This is a genomic window from Polaribacter sp. Z022, from assembly GCF_023555495.1.
Lineage (GTDB): Bacteria > Bacteroidota > Bacteroidia > Flavobacteriales > Flavobacteriaceae > Polaribacter.
This window is the reverse complement of sequence record NZ_JALCZO010000001.1, coordinates 358,376-379,275: the sequence shown is the minus strand read 5'-3', so window position 1 is coordinate 379,275 and position 20,900 is coordinate 358,376. Positions and strand designations below refer to the sequence as shown.

14 protein-coding genes and 1 pseudogene are annotated in these 20,900 nt (G+C 29.5%); 10 read left to right on the top strand and 5 right to left on the bottom strand.

Annotation, left to right across the window (positions count from 1 at the left end; translation table 11 throughout):
* Positions 1-67: 67 nt before the first annotated feature.
* From MPF13_RS01635 to MPF13_RS01620, 4 genes are read right to left on the bottom strand one after another with little or no spacing between them, the layout of a single operon-like run.
* Entirely contained in the window at positions 68-1,090 is a 1,023-nt protein-coding gene (locus MPF13_RS01635) for a hypothetical protein (protein ID WP_249980570.1), read from the bottom strand.
* Positions 1,087-3,630 (bottom strand): leucine-rich repeat domain-containing protein, encoded by a 2,544-nt coding sequence (locus MPF13_RS01630; RefSeq protein ID WP_249980569.1) that lies wholly within the window; start codon positions 3,628-3,630, stop codon positions 1,087-1,089. Before MPF13_RS01630 ends, MPF13_RS01635 begins: the two co-directional genes overlap by 4 nt.
* A complete protein-coding gene (locus tag MPF13_RS01625) occupies positions 3,627-4,049 on the bottom strand; it encodes a hypothetical protein (RefSeq protein WP_249980568.1) in 423 nt (140 codons plus the stop codon). The genes MPF13_RS01630 and MPF13_RS01625 overlap by 4 nt, the downstream gene beginning before the upstream one ends.
* The gene (locus MPF13_RS01620) at positions 4,039-8,079 is read right to left on the bottom strand and encodes an RHS repeat-associated core domain-containing protein (RefSeq protein WP_249980567.1); all 4,041 of its coding nucleotides are present in this window, start codon (positions 8,077-8,079) and stop codon (positions 4,039-4,041) included. The genes MPF13_RS01625 and MPF13_RS01620 overlap by 11 nt, the downstream gene beginning before the upstream one ends.
* Positions 8,080-8,381: 302 nt before the next feature.
* Here MPF13_RS01620 and MPF13_RS01615 point away from each other — a divergent pair, with 302 nt between their 5' ends.
* From MPF13_RS01615 to MPF13_RS01595, 5 genes and pseudogenes are all read left to right on the top strand, one after another.
* Positions 8,382-8,777, top strand: coding sequence for a LytTR family DNA-binding domain-containing protein (locus MPF13_RS01615; protein WP_249980566.1), 396 nt, complete (start codon positions 8,382-8,384; stop codon positions 8,775-8,777).
* A gap of 149 nt (positions 8,778-8,926) precedes the next feature.
* The gene (locus tag MPF13_RS01610) at positions 8,927-9,472 is read left to right on the top strand and encodes a hypothetical protein (RefSeq protein WP_249980565.1); all 546 of its coding nucleotides are present in this window, start codon (positions 8,927-8,929) and stop codon (positions 9,470-9,472) included.
* Positions 9,469-12,486, top strand: a complete 3,018-nt coding sequence (locus MPF13_RS01605; protein ID WP_249980564.1) for a type IV secretory system conjugative DNA transfer family protein — start codon at positions 9,469-9,471, stop codon at positions 12,484-12,486. The genes MPF13_RS01610 and MPF13_RS01605 overlap by 4 nt, the downstream gene beginning before the upstream one ends.
* A 63-nt stretch (positions 12,487-12,549) precedes the next feature.
* Positions 12,550-14,040, top strand: a complete 1,491-nt coding sequence (locus MPF13_RS01600; RefSeq protein WP_249980563.1) for a recombinase family protein — start codon at positions 12,550-12,552, stop codon at positions 14,038-14,040.
* Positions 14,019-14,204, top strand: a pseudogene (locus tag MPF13_RS01595) (single-stranded DNA-binding protein); the annotation flags it as partial. The gene MPF13_RS01600 and the pseudogene MPF13_RS01595, both read left to right, overlap by 22 nt.
* A 40-nt stretch (positions 14,205-14,244) precedes the next feature.
* Here the strand turns inward: MPF13_RS01595 and MPF13_RS01590 are convergent.
* Positions 14,245-14,652 carry a hypothetical protein gene (locus tag MPF13_RS01590; RefSeq protein ID WP_249980562.1) on the bottom strand — a complete coding sequence of 136 codons (408 nt, stop codon included), beginning with the start codon at positions 14,650-14,652 and terminating at the stop codon, positions 14,245-14,247.
* A gap of 135 nt (positions 14,653-14,787) precedes the next feature.
* Between MPF13_RS01590 and MPF13_RS01585 the strand changes: the two genes are divergently transcribed.
* The 5 genes from MPF13_RS01585 (at position 14,788) to MPF13_RS01565 (ending at position 20,848) form a co-directional block, all read left to right on the top strand.
* Positions 14,788-16,029: a PAS domain-containing sensor histidine kinase gene (locus MPF13_RS01585; RefSeq protein WP_249980561.1), complete on the top strand. Its 1,242-nt coding sequence runs from the start codon at positions 14,788-14,790 to the stop codon at positions 16,027-16,029.
* Positions 16,026-17,072, top strand: coding sequence for a response regulator (locus tag MPF13_RS01580; RefSeq protein WP_249980560.1), 1,047 nt, complete (start codon positions 16,026-16,028; stop codon positions 17,070-17,072). The genes MPF13_RS01585 and MPF13_RS01580 overlap by 4 nt, the downstream gene beginning before the upstream one ends.
* Positions 17,073-17,163: 91 nt before the next feature.
* The gene (locus MPF13_RS01575; protein ID WP_249980559.1) at positions 17,164-18,009 is read left to right on the top strand and encodes a universal stress protein; all 846 of its coding nucleotides are present in this window, start codon (positions 17,164-17,166) and stop codon (positions 18,007-18,009) included.
* A gap of 143 nt (positions 18,010-18,152) precedes the next feature.
* Entirely contained in the window at positions 18,153-18,614 is a 462-nt protein-coding gene (locus MPF13_RS01570; protein ID WP_249980558.1) for a (2Fe-2S)-binding protein, read from the top strand.
* Between the two features lie 17 nt (positions 18,615-18,631).
* Positions 18,632-20,848: a xanthine dehydrogenase family protein molybdopterin-binding subunit gene (locus MPF13_RS01565; RefSeq protein ID WP_249980557.1), complete on the top strand. Its 2,217-nt coding sequence runs from the start codon at positions 18,632-18,634 to the stop codon at positions 20,846-20,848.
* Positions 20,849-20,900 lie beyond the last annotated feature (52 nt).

The following is a 20,900-nucleotide window of genomic DNA, read 5'->3' as shown; positions in this document are numbered from 1 at the left end:
TTTTTTGTTAAATGTACTAAATAAAAAAACTCCAACGAAATGTTGGAGTTTGGAGTTCTTAATTCTTTTAGTTGATGGTAAAAGTGAAAACATCACCAACATTAGTAGCACCATCTCCGTCCGTTACCCAAATAGACCATTGATATGTTTTACCAACTTCTAACCCGTTTATTTGGTAGCTTAAAATGTTTGTAGTTTCTGTTTTTAGTTCTAAATCTTGACCAGCTTCAGAAAAATAGACTTTATAACTTAAATCACTATTACTTGTTTCATTGTCCTCAGCTTCCCATTTCAATTCAACAGTTTGAGTTGAGAGAGTACTTCCTTCATCAGGTGAAAGATATTTTATTTGAGGAATGGTATTAGTTACTCCATCTCCTTGAGTATAAAGACTTCGAGTTGTACTAAATGTTGATTGAGGGTTAATATTATTTATCGCTTCAACTTTCCAGTAAAGAGCTGTACTCTGAGGTAAAACAATATTGTATTTAGATATATCTGTTTCGTATATATCGATATTGTTATCAAATGTTGAGGAAGTGGAAATATGCAATTTATAACTTACATCATCATTTGATAAAACTGTTGAGTCCTCCCAATCAAAAGTTAAATTATCATTAGAACATTCTGTTTCGTGTAATGGAAATATTAAAGTAGGTACTGATGGTTTATTAGCATCTTCAATATAAAAAGAACCTACTTCACTAGAGCTAATATTGTTATTACTATCACTTGCTTCAACATACCAATAATAAGTTGTATTTGGAGTTAATTCTGGTCTAGGGGTACTATATTGTTCTGTATTTGTATGAGTAAAATTTTCAGTTAACCCAAAAAAAGATGGTGAATTAAAATTAGGATTATCATCATAATAAAATTTATAGCCCCTTAAATCATTATCTGGATCGGTAGATTTAGTCCACTCAAAATAAATAGGTTCTTTAATATCGTATTGAGTTATAGTTGAATTATTTCTTGGTGTTATGAGTTGTGGTTTGCTTGGTGGAGTATTAGTATTTATAAATCCATCATCCTTACTACATGCAAAAGAAATACTTAAAAAAACGAATACCAAAATTATCTTTTTCATTTCTTAACTACTTTGAAAGTTTTATCTCCTAATGCAGGAAATTTTGCTAAATACACTCCATTAGATAAATGTTTGACGGATAATTCTATTTTACTATTTTTAACTCTCATGTTAAAAGTTTCAACTAACTGTCCATTCATATCAAAAAGTTGTATGTCTAAATTTTTTAATTTTTCTGAAATAGGAATCGCAAAAAATACAATATCATCTGTTGGGCTTGGATAGAGGGTAATGGCATCTAAAATATTAATGATTTCAGTAAATTTTCCCTCACAGGATTTTGATGAAGACACTTCTACCACATCACCATGTAGTACATCAAAACTATATTGTGATTCGTGAGTAATTTTAATAACTTCATTGTTTACTTTAATAGTATAAGGAGCAGTTCCTTTTGTCATGGTAACTGCATATTTCCCATCAACAGAAGACTTACTACTGACAGCTTCAAGTGGTTCTGGTTCATCTAGATTGAGTATAAACGTTTTTTTGTAAAGATTTTCGTCAACACCGTCAAGTGTTATATAAATATAATATTCTCCTCCATCAAAATAATCTAAATTCAAAGTCCAGTTGTTACCTTGTCTTAATTGAAAATTACTATCAAAATTATTTTCTTGATTTACAATATTAACATTATATATACGCTCTTTTTTTGCTTCAATTCTAATTACCCCATCATTTGAATTAATACAAGTTAAACCTACAGTTGAAATAGTATAGTTGTCTGGAGGTAAACCAAACTCATTGAGTCCTAAAGCCTCACAATCTTCACTAAACACAATTTGATTATCGGTATTCCAATTGCTATAAACACCAGTTGCATTGTTGGCTGCATTTTCATCATCTACTTGGATACAATAAAGCTTTGGTGAGTTTTGGGATTGAAAACTAGTTAATAAATTATTATTACCATTCTTCACATTTATCGTAGAAAGTTGCTCACAATTTCTTGCGTTTAATTCATCTAGTTTTGGATTATTGCTAAAATCTAATGATTCTATCGGATTATTTGTAATCCAGATGTAAGTCAAATTACTGTTTTGGCTTACATCTAAATTAGAGATATTATTGTAATGTGCATTAAGTAACCCAAGATTTTTATTATTGCTAATATCCAAGTCTGTAAGCTGGTTATAATTACAACTTAAGAAAAATAATTCAGGATTATTACTAAGATCTAGGCTAGTTAGTTGATTATCACTAACAGAAAGACTTTCTAATAAAGGGTTGTTAGTAACATCTATTGAGGTAAGATTGTTCTTTGCTATTTTAAAGAATTTCAATTGCGTATTTTGAGATAAGTCAATGAACTCAATACTATTAGTATTTAAAGAAAGATTTTCAATGGATATAAAATCTTCAATTCCCGTAACATCTTGGATTCCTAAATCTGATGCAGATAAAAAAGTAACATCATCAATCTCAGCTGTCACCACATAATCATTCAATACCACATCATAGCCAAGGTCTATAAGACGTTGTTCAAAAGCATCGTCTGGTACATAGGTTAAAGATTGACAGTTGTAACTGTATTGAACGTGAGTATCAATATTCCAATCTTTATAAACACCATTACCATTATTTGCATTATTATAATCAGCTACTTGAATACAAAATAAGTTTGGGTTATCTGAGGCATTCATTTCTTCAAGTATATTGTTATTGCTATTTTTTAAATTAAGAGATTCTAGATCATTTGACTGACATCTCAGATATTCTATTTTATTGTGGCTTGATAAGTCTAAGGTTTTTATTTGGTTGTTATTACATCTGATATCGTCAAGTTTTAAGTTCTTAGAAATATCTAATTCCGTTAGATTTAGGTTACTACAATCCAAGAACTCTAAATTAGTATTTTTTGAGACATTAATTTCTTGTAATAAATTGTTACCACAAATTAGATTTTCTAATAATAAATTATTGGAAACATCTAAGTCATTTAGTTGGTTTAATTCAATGAAAAGAATAACTAGATTTTTATTTTCTTTTAAGTTAATAGAACTAATTTGATTGTTATGACAATAAAGGTATTTGAGGTTTGCATTTTTAGAAATATCAATAGAAGTTAATTTGTTTCTAGCACAAAAAAGCCTCTCAAGGTTTGAATTTAGAGATACATCAATTGATGAAAGATTATTATCTGCACTTTCGAGGTTTTTTAATGAGATAAAACCTTCAATACCTGTTAAATCATTAATACCTAAATCATTAATATATAATGTTTCAACCTTGTCGATTTTATGATTATATACATAATCATCCATAACAGTGTCGTAACCTAAGTCTATTAGTTTTTGCTCAAACGCATCATCTGGTACGTAGGTTTTTGGTGCTTCGTATACTTTTCTTTCTAATCTGTTTCCTAGATTATCATATACATATTCGTGCACAATTCCATTAGAAAAAAACACCTTGGTAAGGCGATTTATGTCATCATACTCCATTGTATGTGATTGGTATTTGAGTTGTTGGGAAAAAGTAAGGTAAGGCAAAAAACCAATTATAATAATAATATATGTCTTGAAATTTTTTATCATTTTAATTTGATTTTAACATTATACTCGTCCTGTAAATCATTCATATATTCTTCTCCAGCTTCTTTTAATATACCTCTATTCCACCAAAATTTGCCAGTATTTCTTTTTACTTCATCAAAAAATAACAGCTTTAATTTATCATCAATATTGTGTATTTTCTTTTTAAAATATTTGTGTTCTTTACTGAGCTTCAATTTTTCATTACTAATTACTAATTCTATCAATTCACGAATAGAAACATCGTTATCGTATTCGTAGATGTTCCAACCATAACCTTCAATACATTCTTCAGTGAATTGCTCCCACATATTAATTAAATCGCTATAACCATATCTAGATTTTAATGTGTTACAAAAAAAACTTTCTTGAATTTTAATCAACTCTTCATTTATTTCTTGGTTAAACATATTATTGTGCATTAAAATATTTTAAACCATTTTTTGGTCTAAAAAAGGTCTTCATAGTTCCATTCGCATTTTGGACTCCAAAATAACCATTAGATATATCAAACTTTAATATATCACCATTACTTCTAATTTTTGTTAAAACATCTCCACTCCCATTATTAAAAAATTGTTTAGCAGCTGTTAAATACTCTTCGAAACTATTGAATTCAGGCATATCAGCTCCTCCTTGCTTTCTAGTCCATTTACCATTTTTATAAATTTGTCCCTTAACATGTTTCATATAATGTTCTTTAGCTTTCTTTAAGCTAGAAAAACTAGCTGTAGTAGAAACTGTATTAACCCTCTTACCAACAGCAGCGCCTCCTTGAATTGCCTCATCAGCATAACCCACACCTTTTTTAAGAACTTTAGCAGACCAACTACCTGGTACACCAGGCACCAAGCCCACAATATCCCAAGCCAAGAATAAACCATTGGTTAATGATGGGTCACTACTAAAGTCATAAATACTAGCACCTAATGAAACAACATCTGCTGCAGTTTCAACAAATTGCCCATTTCTGTCAATGTTTTTTATGGGATTGTTACCTCCATAGACATACAAATTAGAACTTGCCATTGGGTCTTCGGTAATAAAACGTCCAATAGAGGCATCGTAATAACGTGCACGTATGTAATAAAGACCTGCGTCTCTATCGTCTTCTATTATACCTAATTTACCTAAAAAAGTAAATTCGTTGTGGTCTGGAATATACGCTGGATTAACACCTGTTGGTTTACCAAAAGGGCTGTATTGATAATCTCTACCACGGTTACCGTCAGGGTCTGTAATAAGAACCACATTACCTCGTAAATCACCGTGATAATAGGTTACAATACCATTAAATATTCTTGCTTCTAAACCTAGACCATAAACGTAACTTCTTGGGTCATCATTACTACCTACATTGTATTCTTGGATGGTGTTTTTTCCTATAATATCCCAGAGGTATTCTTTGTCTATATTATTACTTTCTGTTCGTTTAGTACGGTTACCAAAGGCATCGTACTGGTATTGTGAGGTTACGCCATTAGCTATACGTTCTCGTGGTTGATCGTCTACATCATAGGTAAATGTTCCAATTGGACTGGCTGTTGTATTTCCATCATTATTTACTGTAAAACCAGATGAGTTTATATGGTTGTTATTATTGTATTGAAAATTCTGTATATCTTCGGTAGGTTGATAAATTGGGGTATCGGTTGCACGATATCCTAATTTTAAATCGAGTACATTACCTCGGTTATTGAGGGTTCGCAACTCATCATAATAGACTTCTCCATTAATTTCGTGCTTAATACCAGTTGGTCGTCCAGCTTCGTCATAGGCATAAGTGGTAATGAAACCGTTGCCATATTCTATTTGCGATATACGGTCGTCATTGAGGTACGTGTATTCAGCAATATCTGTATTTGGTAAGTTGTTAAAATTGATAGCACGTAAACGTTCTAATCTGTTTTTATCATCATACGTGTAATGAACATAAGCATTTGCACCTACGTTTGGATAATAGATTCTGCTAATGTTCCCAGCCGAGTCATATAAATATTCTACATCTCGAGTTTTACCAGTAATTTTAACAAGGTCAATTTGATTAAGTTTGTCATACTCAAATTGATATTCTATATCATCTGTTTCAATTCTTATGACTCTTTCATTGCTATCATATTGTAAATCTAAAACCGTACCTGAACCATCATACTGACCATCACTAGTATAGTTGACACCTATAGTTTGTCCGCTAGGTTTTACTACCTCATCAATTGTATCATCGTCGTTGTAACTATAATTGGTCTCTAGCTGATCAAATTTCTTTTGAATGAGATGGTCTTTGTCATCATGGTAAGTAAATATAGTATTTACTTGATTAGCATTTTTAATTGTAGCAACGTTATCATTAGAATCATAACTGAAAACTGTTGTGTTCTGACCGCTATTAGTAAAGGTTAATATATTATCATTGTCGTCATAGGTATAACTAGACGTTAAACCATTGACGGTTTTTGATAATAAACGATTGATACCATCGTATAAAAATGAACCACTTATGTTTTCAGGTGCTACAAAGGTTTTTAAAGGCCCATCAGAATGGTAAGTAAAATCTATGGATATACCTTCTTGATTGGTGATTTTTTTAAGATTTCCATTATTAAAATATTCAAGATTTATATCCTTACTTAATGGATCTGTGATTTGGGTAAGATTATGATTATCATCATAAGAGTAATAAGTTCTTTTACCTCTAGGATCTTCAGTCCAATTCAAATTATTCTGACCACTCCAATCAAATTCAAATATACGTTCGCCACTTTCATAATCTATTTTTTCAACGTTACCTCTGCTATCATACAAGTAAGCTATGTCTATGTTGTGATTAGATACTTGATTTGGTAAAAAGGGATTAGAACTACTTGGACTTGGATAGGTGATTACCATATCATCAGTACCGCTTTGAAAAGTCTCCAATAAACCTAAACTGTTATATTCTGATGTGTGCTCATCTGTATTGCCATCAGGCATTGGTACATCCATTTTTACAGTAATTGGCATTGAAGAATCAAAATCTACATCAATATCATATTTTATCGGGTCATTATTATTTATTTTATAGGTGCTTAAGTATCCATCTTTATTTTTTTCATAAGTAGCCTCGATTTTATTTCCTCTTGGCAACTCTATTTCTTCTAATAAAAATCTCTCAAAACGTTTATCAAAATTATCGGTTACATAGAAATATTTAGTTTCATTTTCTTTTGCATCAGTAAATTTTTTGAGTCTAGCACTTGAGTAAGAAAATCTAATTTCTCTTCCTATGGGATCTTCAACCTCACGTAATCTGTCCGAATTTGAATAGTATCTAAATAACAGCTCTTTTCCTGAGGGAGCGATAACTTTTTCAATTCTTCGAAGCCAAGGTTTTTCATCTGCAAATTCATATTCTATCTCAACAGTATTAGAGTTTTTATCAATTATTTTGACTAAATAATAATTTTCATAGCTATCATTAAGGTTTTCAAAAAGATATGTTGAGTGGTTTTTAGTGGTTACCTCAAGATAATGTCTGCCATTTCTAGAGTAATCTCTAGTATTATTATATACTCCTTTTGTTACCCATTCCTCCTCCTCATCATTATAAGTATGTATTGTCCCATCTGCCCAAGTAATATGAAACAATTCAGTTCCAATATTGCTTCCATTAAGAAATACTAATTGACGCTGAGCAAAAATGTTATATGTATGACTCCATCCCCTTCCTAAAGGTTGGTTTAGAAAAAAAGATTCTGGTAATTCAACCATAGAAGTACTATAAAAATGGCTAAAGTTTAAGCTCATTTGAATATCTGGAATTACAAAACTATTTTTTGCGTAATGACTAAAAACGCCTTGTTCAAGCCCCTTAAACATTCCTAAATTTTCTGGTAAGTATAAATGAGGTAAAAAGTAATTTTTTGAATCATTGAGAATACTTTTACTTACATTTCCATAGGGTGAATTATTTGCTTCTCTTGCCCAAATTAAGATATCATCATCTTGAACAGGACTAAAAGGATTAAAATTATTTCCGCTAATGATACCAGCATTATATGCAGCATTTAACCAAGGATTTAAATAATAATCGTCAGGAACATCGTTAAAGGGTGAAGAATAATCTTCTGTAACTGGTATATTCCATGCTTCAACAACTGCAATTACAGCACCAATTCTTGGCATTAAACCAGAAGGATGAAAGCTACTTGAGCCTTCATTTAAAAAAGGAAAAGGGCTTCTACCATCTCCATAATCTAATCTACTAATGATATTAATTTTCTTTCCATTGGTTGAATTTATATTTAAATCAATAAATGGGTTTGGATAATTAATTGCTGGATTATCATTAAAATCATACCCATTTCCAAATAAAAGAGCGGAAATCACTGATGCGACTCCTTCTCTAGAAATGTTTTGAGAAAAACTATTAAAGTAAATTGAAATTACTAGTAGAATTATTAATTTCTTTTTCATCTGTTTTAGTTTTCAATATATAATATCAAAAAATGACTCAATATTTGAATTAAATTTGGCATTAGCTATTTTTTCATAAATATAAAGATTATTTTTTATTTGCAAATTTTTTTTTAGTAAAAAATAAGTCAGTATCTTTTATTACTTTTACAATTGAAAAACAAGTTCTTTGACAGAAAATATTATACAACTCAAAAGAGTTGATTTTATATATATTAATTTTTAAACCACATTGCCTATGCTAAAAACTGTAAGATGTATAGTATTTAATAATCCAGTAGTTCTGAATGTTAAAGAAATATATGTTCACAGAAACATCTAAAAAAGATGATTGTTGGGTTTATAAAGAACCAACACAGACAACTTGCTTGCTAGATAAGCAAAGCGGAAAAATAACCGCAAATATATTCAAGGTTCCACTTAATAGCATACTGTATATAACCAGTAGCAACTCAAAAAAAGGTTATATAAAATTTATCAGCAGTAAAGGAATAGAATATTATAAGAGATTATCATTAATAGAAATTGTTAACGCAAATGATAATTTTATTTTTATTAAAAAAGATACAATCGTTAATGTATCACTTGTAGACAAAAGGTGTGAATGGCTCTACCTATGGATAGGAGACCACAAGTTGAAAGTATCACGTCATTTTAGAAAAAATTTACAACAAAAGTTTGAATCTTTTGTTTTGTAATCAAACCGCCAGATGGCGGTTTTTTTGTTTTTCAGATTATCAAAAAGACCTCTTAGAAAATCAAAACATCCACATAGCCAAAAGTCATATATTTTTATTGGTTCAGCTTCTACTTTTATTGTTTTTTAATAATCTTAAAAACAATAACTATGGTAATTATTTTAGCAATTCTATTCATCATCGCAATCATTTCATTCTTAAAAAAAGGAGTTCCAACCCTTAATGCTAGTTGGAACACCCTGTTGGATAATTTTGAATATTCTACTAAAGATTTCTACAAACTCCTTACAGAAGAATTAAAATCTCATAGAATAAACAAAATCAAAATTGAAGAAAAATATATTAGTACTGGCAACAAGCTGTCAGTTAAACGTTTGTACCTAAGAGTAAAATGGAAAAATTACACTTACGATTGCTGTTTGGCTCCTTATGGGAATGGCACATTTGTGTCTTGGTGGATGTTTACTGAAAAAACTGGATTTGAATTATTAATTTCTAAAATACCTTTTGTTGGTAATTATTTTGTTAAAGCATTCTTCCCTGTTACCTATTACTCTATGGATACAGCAAGTATGTTCAGAAGCTATGCACAAGCATCCGTATTAAAAGTAATAGAAGAAATTACCAAAGATAAAGGAATCCGAATTTCTGATGCCGATAAAAAACCAATTTTGAATGATGTTTTTAAGCGATGAATTCATTAACAGAACAAGCCACGATCAATTTCTATTCTTGGGAAGCTAGAGGTCGTGGTTATTATCATTTTGATGAGCCTATAGATATTGAACCACCATTTGTTCCATTTAAACCTTTAACATACACAAAAGAAAAATTTAAGGATGATGGAGAAATATCAATTTTTGGTGGAATTAAAAAATGGTTTCTACCTATTAAAGAAAAAACAGTAGAGGAAGAATTAACGTTTTCTGAAATTGATTCAGTTCCTGTAAATCCACAACCAAAACTTGAATGCATTGGTATTATTTTCCCTAAAGGAACAGATATTACAATTTCTTATATGCAAGAATTGGTAAGTCTTTTGAGTTTTTCAGAAGACTCTTTTTCATTTGAAATACTAGCGCAAAGAGGAAGTATTGAAGTTCAATTTACAGCTCGAAAAAATGATTATCAACGCTTATATTCTCATATCAAAGCATTTTATCCTTCTGCAATTTTAAAAACCAAAGAAGCTCTAGATATAGAGTTTGATTTCGAGAAATCAGTTGCCATTGCAGATTTTGGTTTGGATAATGAGTTTATGTTACCTATTGCTCAATCTGATAATTTAAATATTGACCCATTAACATCAATCATAGCAGTTTTAGGAACATTAAATAAAAATGAAACAGCAATTTTCCAAGTAATTTTTAAAGGAGTAACAGCACCTTGGTCTGCTCAAATGCAATATGCAGTTTCAGATGGAAGAGGAGGAAGTTTTTTTGAAGGGCATCCTGAATTTATATTAGAAACAAAAAACAAAGTCAGTAATCCCCTTTTTTCGGTTGTTGTTAGAGTTGGTGCTCAAGCTGAATTTGATGAAGATAGTAAAGTTATTGTTCAAGAATTAGTAAAAAGTATCACAAGTGTTTCTAGTTCTCAGTGCAATAGATTAATTCCTTTGTCTAATGAAGGATATGAGTATAACGATCATTTACGGAATATTTTTTATCGCACTTCAAATCGATTTGGATGTATTTTAAATACCAAAGAATTGACACATTTTGTGCATTATCCAAATAAAACGATAATCAATGAAAAGTTAGGTTTAACAGGTGCAAAAACCAAAAGACAAAATAACCCAAGAAGAAAAGGAGTTTATCTGGGAGAAAATATTCATCAAGAAGAATCACTCCCTGTGCATCTTGAAATAGAATCACGTCTTTCACACACTCATATTCTAGGTGCTACAGGTGTAGGGAAAAGTACATTGATAGCAAATATGATGCTTGAGGATATTCAGCAGGGTTTAGGATGCGCACTTTTCGATCCACATGGAGATATTTGTGATGATGTTTTAAAACGAATTCCAGAGAATCGTATTAATGATGTGGTGCTTATTGATCCATCAGACATTGACTTCCCTATTGGATTTAATCTGCTTGAAGCCAAAACTGAAGCGCAAAAAATTGTATTGTCTTCAGATATTGTTTCTGCCTTTAAAAGACACGCAACTGCATGGGGAGATACTATGACATCAGTGCTACAAAATGCTGTAAATACCATCTTAGAAAATGAATCTGGAGGAACATTAATCGAGTTAAAAAGATTTTTAATTGAAGATAAATTTAGAAACGCTTTTCTCCAAAATGTAAATGATCCTTCATTACATTATTATTGGAATAATGAGTATCCAATGGTTAAAAAAAGAATTGCTCCACTTTTAACAAGAATTGATACATTTTTAAGACCAAAATTAGTGAGGTATATGTTGGCTCAAAAAAAAGGAGTTGAGATTTCTGATTGTTTGGCAGAAAATAAAATTGTTTTACTAAAACTTTCTCAAGGTTTAATTGGTGAAGAAAATTCGTATTTATTAGGGTCTTTGTTTTTGGCTAAGTTTAATCAATCTGCTTTGGCAAGACAAAATCAAAGTAGAGGTGAACGTACACCTTATATGTTGTATTTGGATGAATTTCAGAATTTTATTACACCAAGTATTGAGAGAATATTAAGTGGTGCAAGGAAGTATAAATTAGGAATTACAGTTGCTCATCAAGAATTGGGACAGATACAAGATACTTCCCTGTTAAATTCAGTTTTATCAAACCCTAAAACAAGAATTTGTTTTAGACTAGGAGATAATGATGCAAAAAAACTAGAAGCAGGTTTCTCGTATTTTGAGCAATCAGATTTACAAAGTTTAAATAGAGGTGAAGTAATTATGCGAATTGGATCTAGTACTAATGATTTTAATCTTATCACTGAAAAACTTTCTGATGTCAGCTTAGATTATTCCTATAAAATTATTCAGACAGTTAGAGAAAAATATGCAACTTCAAAAGCAGCAGTTGAAGAACTTTTAATAGCAATGCTTCCCTCTCAAAATAAAACTTATAAAAAAGAGAAAGTTACTCGACATGAGAATAAAGAAGCTAAATCAAAAGAAAATATAATTATTTCTAAACCCGAAGAAAAGGAAATTGAAAAAAAGGTAATAAAGGAATCTAAAGCAATTTCAGAAAAAAAAAGAGAGAAAATAATTGCTGAAGAAAATGAATCTATAGAAGTTAGAGCACACACCTATCTTCAATCAATAATTAAAAAATTAGGTCAGGATAGAAACTATAAAGCAACAACTGAATATCTAACCAAAGATGGTGGAAGAATAGATGTTGTCTTAGAGCAAAATGGAATGAAAATTGGGTTTGAAATTTCTGAAACCAACAAGCCTGTATATGAAGTACAAAACATCAAAAAGTGTTTAAAAGATGGTTGTATCCCTGTAATTATGGTTTCCAAAAACCGAAATCATTTGAATGCAATACAAAAACTAGCAGATAAGGAATTATCAAAAAAGGATAGAAATTTAGTTCAATTTATACAACCTAATGAAATATCAAATTTGTTAGATGAATTTGCTGTTCTTCCACAAAAACAAGAAGAAGTTATTAAAGGGTTTAGAATAGTTACAGAATTTGAAAATGATGATAGTTCTCAAATGAAGAATATTAAATCTAGGCTCGCTAAGATATTTAAGAAGAAAAAATAAAGTTTTGTATTGTCTTTGAATTGGTTTTTTAAGGAGTTATTTTAGATATAAAACACTGTAAATATGAATGTTGCAATATTTGTAAGAGTAAGTACTCTAGACCAAAAAAATAATACGGATTCTGTAGAAACGCATATAGAGAGAGGTAAAATGTATGCAAAATCAAAAGGATGGAAAGTTGTTAAAATATATAATTTAGCTGGAGTTTCTGGTAAAAGTACCATCAAACATAAACAGACTCTTGAAATGTTTGAAGATGTGAAAACTTCTAAGGTGCAAGGAATTATCATTAGTTCTTTAAGTAGATTGGCAAGAAATACATCAGAGCTTTTAGAATACAGCAAATTTTTTGAGACACATAATGCAAGTCTCATTTCTATTAATGAATCTTTAGATACTTCTACAAGTGGTGGAAAATTCTTTTACACCCTACTTTCAGCCTTAACTACTTATGAAAGAGAAATTACTTATGAACGTCAGATTGCAAGTCTCAACTACAGAAGAAGTCAAGGAAAATTTACTGGAGGTCAAGCAAGCTATGGTTTTAAAATTGTGAATGCTCAACTAGAAATAAATGATGAAGAAGCACCTGTTAGAAGATTGATATATGATTTGTTTATCAAACACCAAAGAACAAAAACTGTTGCCAAAATATTAAATGATAAAGGATATCAAACAAGAAAAGGAAGACCTTGGAGTGATGTTACCATTAAAAGATTACTGAAAAATACTGATGCTAAGGGAATGCGCAAGTTTAACTATAGAGGTCAAAAAACAAAAGATAATCCCACAGGTATGAAACCGCAATCTGAATGGGAATATCTTCCTTGTCCTACTTTAGTAACTGAAGAAATTTGGGAAGAAGCAAACGCAATTATTTTAGAACAGGAAAAAATGAGTAAATCGTTTAGACAACCTCTAAATAAAAGAGTCCATTTATTTACAAGTTATTTAAAATGCGAGCAAGGTCATAAAATGAGTATTAAATCTAAAAGTGATAGATATACTTGTAAAGAATGTAAATATGGAATTCATAAAGAAGATTTAGAAGAAGTATTCTTATCTAGAATAAAGCAATTTTTAATTTCTGATGAAGAGTTATCTGAGTACAATAAATCAAATATTCAGGAATTAAATTTAAAAACGGATGAAATAGAATTTGCAAAATCAGAACTTGATAAACTAGAAGCTAAATTGGATAAACTAATTGATTTAAACATCAAAGGAGAAATACCAACCAAAGGATTCAAAAAACATTATGACCCAGTTTTTGTTAGAAAAGAAAATTTAGAAGCTAATATTAAAAGTTTAGAACTAGAGTTGGAACAGTTAGAACAAGCTAAATCTTCGTTTCAAATCATAGCAAATAAGTCTATTGATTTTTATAATAATTGGCAAAATTTAGATAGAGGACAAAAAAGAGATATTGTAGAAATGATTACAAATGAAATTATTTTTGATAACAAAACCATTCTATTTAAACTAAAACAGATAGCTCCGCTATCTTTTCTGGAATTGAGCCCTAGTGGGCAACAACGTGGCATAATGTTGTAGCATGGAATAAAACAGCAGATATAATAGAAAGATATTTAGAAAAAGGAAATGAAGTTGCTGTAGAAGGTAAATTAACTTCTAGAAATTATGAAACAAAAGAAGGAGAAAAAAGATACATTACAGAGATTGTTTGTAATGAGTTATTAATGTTGGGTGGTAAATAAAACAATCAAAAAAGCACTCATACCTTATGAGTGCTTTTTTTTATCTTTTTAAATCAAAACCAAGTTTTTCAACTAATAAATATTCAGACTTATTTAAATTGGTAACAGATGAAGCTATTTTCATTGCTGTTCTTAAAATAAGTCGTTTAATATCATTTGTAAATAAAGAAGGGTGAGCATTTTTAAATTCTAAAAATTCATTATAACAAGATTTAGAATTAGAAAAACCTTCAGAATTCAACCAATCAAAAACAGTTTCTATTTGATAGGCTGCATCAGTTTGAAAATCATCATTTACGGGGTCAACTTTTGTCCATTTGTGTTTTACAGTATCCTTTAAAACCTTAAACTCAATCTCTTCTACAATATTATCTGCAGCAGCTATTGCGTAAAATAGTTTACCAAGATTTTCGTAAAAATCAATAATTGTTTTTTTTGAATGTTTCATATTTAAGGAGTTTATGAATACAGATAAATTTAAAAAAACAAGGTTTAAAAAAATATGACAATAATCATATTTTAATCTATACACTTGCCTAAAAAGTAGTATTTTCATCATCTAATTAAAAAAGTTATAGCTAAAATGCTAAATAAAGAACAAGATATTTTTAATGTACTTTTTGAAGCTGTTTCTGAAGGAGTTGTGGTAGTTGATGAAAAACAAAAAATAGTATCTGTAAACTCTTCTGTAGAAAAAATGTTTGGGTATAACCCAGGAGAACTTTTAAACAAAAAGCTTAATGTTTTAATTCCTACAAATTATCATGCTGGTCATGGAGCTCATTTTAACAGTTTTATGACTCAGAAAGAAAAAAGACAAATGGGAAATGGAAGGGATTTATATGGAGCCAAAAAAAACGGAGACATTTTTCCTTTAGAAGCAGGTTTAAATCCATTTGAAATTTACGGGCAAACTTTTGTTATGGCTTTGGTTATAGATATTTCTGTAAGAAAACAACAAGAACAAGAAATATATAAATTAAACGAAGAACTAGAAAAAAAGGTAGAAGAAAGAACCAAAGAATTAAGAAAAACAGTTAATGAATTAAAGGTTGTAAACATTGAGTTAGATGAAGAAAACCAAAAAAGAACTGAAGCTGAAAATAAGATAAAAGATGCCTTAAAAAAAGAAAAGGAACTTAATGAATTAAAAACAAAATTTTTGTCTTTAGTTTCTCATGAGTTTAAAACACCTTTAAGCGGTATCTTAACTTCTACAATGTTGTTAGGTAAATACAAATTAACAGAACAACAAGCAAAAAGAGATAAACATTTAGAAACTATTACAAGTAAAATACATTACTTAAATAATATTTTAAATGACTTTTTATCTATTGAAAAATTAGAGACAGGAAAAATAAATTACAAATTTCATACATTTAAAGTAAGTAAAGTTGTAGATGAAGTAATTTACAACGCAAATATGCTTTTAAAAGGTGGTCAAAGAATTAAATACCCAGAAGATATTGGAGAATTATCTCTAATGCAAGATGAAAAAATAATTGAACTTGCATTATCTAACCTAGTAAATAATGCTATTAAATACTCGCCAGAAAACACAGAAATAGATATTAAAGTTAAACAAAACAAAAAATTTACTATTTTTAAAATTATTGATAATGGAATTGGTATCCCTAAAAAAGATCAGAAAAACATATTTAATCGTTATTTTAGAGCAGAAAATGCACTATTAACTCAAGGAACTGGAATAGGTTTAAATATTATTAAAAACCATATTGAAAGCCTTGGAGGAGAAATCAGTTTTGAGAGTACAGAAAATGTAGGTTCTATATTTAAAATGAAGATTATTAACTCAGCAAAATGAAAAAAATATTATTAATTGAAGACGATGAAGTTTTAAGAGAAAATACTACAGAACTTTTAGAATTGTCTAATTACCAGGTTTATAATGCAGAAAATGGTAAAGTTGGAATTAAAGTAGCTAAAGAAATTATACCAGACATTATAGTTTGCGATATTATGATGCCAGAGTTAGATGGCTATGGTGTATTAGAAGCTTTAACAAATAATGATATAACCAAACACATACCTTTTATTTTTTTATCTGCTAAAACAGAAAGAAAAGATGTGAGAAAAGGAATGGATTTAGGTGCAGATGATTATATAACAAAACCATTTACAGAAGACGAGTTAATTAGTGCAATAGAAAGTAGAATAGCTAAAGCATCTATATTAAAAGAGAGAAGAGAAGAAAAAAATGAAACTGAAGTAGAAGAAGAAATTAGAAGTTTAAATGATTTAAAAAATTATTTTGATGATAATGGAGAAACGTTTCATTTTCCTAAAGATGCTATAATCTATAAAGAAGGTAATAACTCAAATTACATCTATTTAATAATTAGTGGTCTTATAAAATGTCACAAATTAGATGAACAAGGTAAACAGCTTACAACAGCTTTATACAAAGAAGATGATTTGTTTGGATATACTTCATTTACCCAAAATTTAGCTTATCAAGAATCTGCAACAGCAATTCAAAAAACAGAATTAGTAGGTCTTTCTAAAAAAGCCTTAACTAGTGTTTTAAATAAAAATCATAAAGTAACCTTAGAATTAATAGAATTATTAACAGGAGATTTAGCTGTTGTTAAAGACCAACTTTTGCAAATGGCTTATAGCTCTGTAAGTAAAAAGACTGCAAGTACTATTTTAAAATTTGCAGAAAAATTAAATCGTAAACCAGAAGAACAAATAAAAATATCTAGAATAGATTTAGCAAGTGTTGCAGGTATAGCTACAGAAACTTTAATTAGAACAATGTCTAACTTTAAAAAGCAAGGTATAATTGAAATAGAAGGTAGAACAATAAGAATTTTAGATATAAATAGATTGCAAGAAATGTGCTGATAATGAGTGGGTTAAATTTAAGTATGACCAATATCATTTTTTGAAAAGTACTATAACAATAAATTTGCCTTTTTACTAAGGTGAATTTTTAATGAAAACAATATTATTACCAACAGATTTTTCAGATAATTCTTGGAATGCTATTGTGTATGCATTGAATTTTTATAAAGATTCAGAATGTAATTTTTACCTATTACATGTAAATGAATTAAATAATGATGTGACAGATGATTATTTACATTCTTCTTCTCAAAACCTAGTTGCAGATAATACTATAGAACAAGCTAAAACACAATTAAAATTAGTATTAAAAAAAATTTTAGAAAAATTTTCTAACAATACAAAACACCAATTCTATACATTAACAGATACCAATTTCTTTTTAGAATCTATAAGACAACATATAGAAGAAAAAAAAGTAGATGTTATTGTTATGGGAACCAAAGGAGCAAGTGGTTTAGATAAATTTATTATTGGAGCTAATACTGGAGATGTAATTACTAAAGTTAAATGTACAACCCTAGTTGTACCAGAAAATGCAAAATTTAATAGAATAGATGAGGTTGCTTTTCCAACAGATTTTTCTTTGTCTAGTGGTTTGCAATTGTTACAACCTCTATCTGAAATATTAGATAAAAATAGAGCTTCTCTAAGAGTTTTAAATATTGGAAGAAAACCTTCTACACTAAACCCACAAGAACAAAAAAATAAAGAGCTATTAGAAGATTACCTTTATAATAATAGATATAGCTTACATTTTTTAACAAATAAAAAAGCTAAAGACGCTTTACAATGCTTTGTAAAAAGTAGAAGTATAGATATGATTGCAATGGTTGCAAAAAACCTAAATTATTTTCAACAAATATTATTTCATAATAAAGTAGAAGAAATTAGCTACCATACAGATATTCCTTTTTTAGTTTTACATGAGTCTTAATTAGATTTAACATTTTCTTCTTTTTTATAAGATATTTCAAGCTTTATTGTTAAAAACATCTTAAAATTCTTTCTTTTAATTTGGTTACATAATATCAAAAACTATTTTTTGTAACTTCCAAGTTCATTATAAAGCTAAATTGTATGCCAAATTATACACTACATATTAACGGAAAAGAACGTTCTGTTACTGCAGATGCAGATACACCATTATTATGGATTTTAAGAGATGAATTAAATTTAGTAGGTACAAAATTTGGTTGCGGAATTGCACAATGTGGTGCATGTACTGTACATATAGATGGTGTTGCAACAAAAAGTTGTCAAATGCAAGTTTCTATTTTAGACGATGTAAAAATAACCACTATAGAAGGTCTTTCTAAAGACGGAAATCATCCAGTACAAGAAGCTTGGAAAGAGATTGATGTGCCTCAATGTGGCTATTGTCAAGCAGGACAAATAATGACAGCTTCTTCATTTTTAGAAGAGAATAAAAACCCTTCAGAAGAAGAAATAAGAGAAGCAATGCATGGTAATATTTGCAGATGTGCTTCATATAATAGAATAGAAAAAGCAGTAAAAGTTGCTGCAGCAAAAATGTCTTAATCACTAAAATTTAGAAAATGAAAACCCATAAAACCCATAATTTTAGTAGAAGAAATTTTTTAAAAACCTCAATTTTAGCCAGTGGAGGAATGTTAGTTGGCTTTAATTTACTTACAGCTTGTACTAAAGAGGCAGTAATGCCTGTAGATATAGAAAGTTTAAACTTTAACGATTTTAATGCCTTTATTAAAATTTCTGATGAAGGTTATGTGACAATTTTTTCTCCAAATCCAGAAATAGGTCAGGGTGTAAAAACATCTATGCCAATGATTATTGCAGAAGAGTTAGATGTAGAATGGAGTAAAGTTAATGTTGTACAAGGTGCTTTAGATACCAAAAATTTTAAAAGACAAATTGCAGGTGGAAGTCAGTCTATTCGTTTTGGTTGGGATGCATTAAGACAAACAGGTGCAACTACTAAACAAATGTTAGTAAATGCAGCAGCTGCAAAATGGAAAGTAGAAGCATCTACTTGTAAAGCATCAAAAGGAATTATAACAAATGCAAATGGAGATAAACTAGGTTATGGAGATGTTGTAAAAGAAGCTGCTGTTTTAGAAGTTCCAGAAAATGTAAAACTAAAAAAAGTTAAAGATTACACCATTATTGGGCAAGAGATTGTAAATGTAGATATTGATAAAATTATTACTGGTAAACCATTATTTGGTCTAGATTTTAAGGCTAAAAACATGGTAATTGCTTCAGTGTTAAGACCACCAGCTTTTGGTCAGAAGTTAGTGTCTTTTAATGCAGATGAAGCAAAAAAAGTAAAAGGTGTTATTGATGTAATTACTATTGGCGAAAAAGTAAGAGAATTTAAGAAGTCTGGAAAAAGAAGTTGGACTTTTCAAATTTCTGATTCTGATAAAGTTGTGGTTATTGCAGAAAATACTTGGGCAGCTATTAAAGGTAAAAAAGCACTTTCTGCTAAATGGGAAATAGATTCTAAAGTTGAAAGTACAGAAAATCACGATAAAATTTTAACCAAAATTTTAGATGGTAATCAACTAAATAGTAGAAGAGAAGATGGTAATGTAAAAGATGCTTTTGCAAAAGCAGATAAAGTGTTGGAAAAAACATATCACTCTCCATTTTTACCACACAATTGTATGGAGCCTATGAATTTTTATGCTGATGTTACTTCAGAAAAAATACATTTAGTTGGGCCAGTACAAACACCACAAGCTGCAGAAAGTGTAGTTTCTGATATGTTTGGTGTAGATAAAGAAAAAATCCATGTAGAAATGACAAGAATGGGTGGTGGTTTTGGTAGACGTTTGTATGGAGATTTTGTGTATGAAGTTGCAGAAATATCACATAAAATTAAAAAACCTGTAAAATTAGTCTCTACCAGAGAAGATGATATGACTACAGGAGTTTACAGGCCTGCAATTAAATATAGAATTGCTGCAGCTTTAAAAGATGGAAAAGTAACAGGTTATCATTTAAAAGAAGCTGCTATAAATTCGAATATGTTTGGTGTAATTCCACATTTTTTTCCAGCAGGATGTATTCCAAATTTAAAAATTGAAACAGCTAATTATAAAAGTAACATTACAACAGGAGCTTGGAGAGCACCTTATACCAACTTTTTAGCATTTGCAGAACAAAGTTTCTTTGATGAATTAGCTACAGAAATGAATATTGATACGATTCAATTACGTTTAGACTTATTACAAAATGTAAAAGGAACAAAAGACAAGCAAATTCAATATTCGGGTCAAAGAATGGAAGACACTATTAAATTAGTGAGAGAAAAAGCAAATTGGGGAAATACTAAAGAAGGCGTTTTTCAAGGTTTTTCTGCTTATTATAGTCATAATACACATGTTGCAGAAATAGCAGATATTGTTTTAAAAGATGGATTTCCTATAATTAAAAAAGTAACAGTAGCTGTAGATTGTGGTGTAGTTGTTAACCCTACAGGTGCTAGAAACCAAGTAGAAGGTGGTGTTTTAGATGGAATAGGGCATGCAATGTATGCCGATTTTTCTTTTGAAGATGGAAAACCAAGTTCTAAAAACTTTGATACTTATAAATTAATTAGAATGCAAGAAACTCCAAAAGTTGAGGTTCATTTCGTAGAAAATGAATTATCTCCAACTGGTTTAGGAGAACCAGGTTTACCACCAGCAGGTGGTGCTGTTGCAAATGCAATTAATGCAGCTTTAGGTAAAAGAATATATAGTCAACCTTTTGTAAATGAATTAAAAAAGAAAACAGTTTTAGGTTAGAAAATTTAATTGATCATAAAAAAAGCTCCTAATATTTAATTAGGAGCTTTAC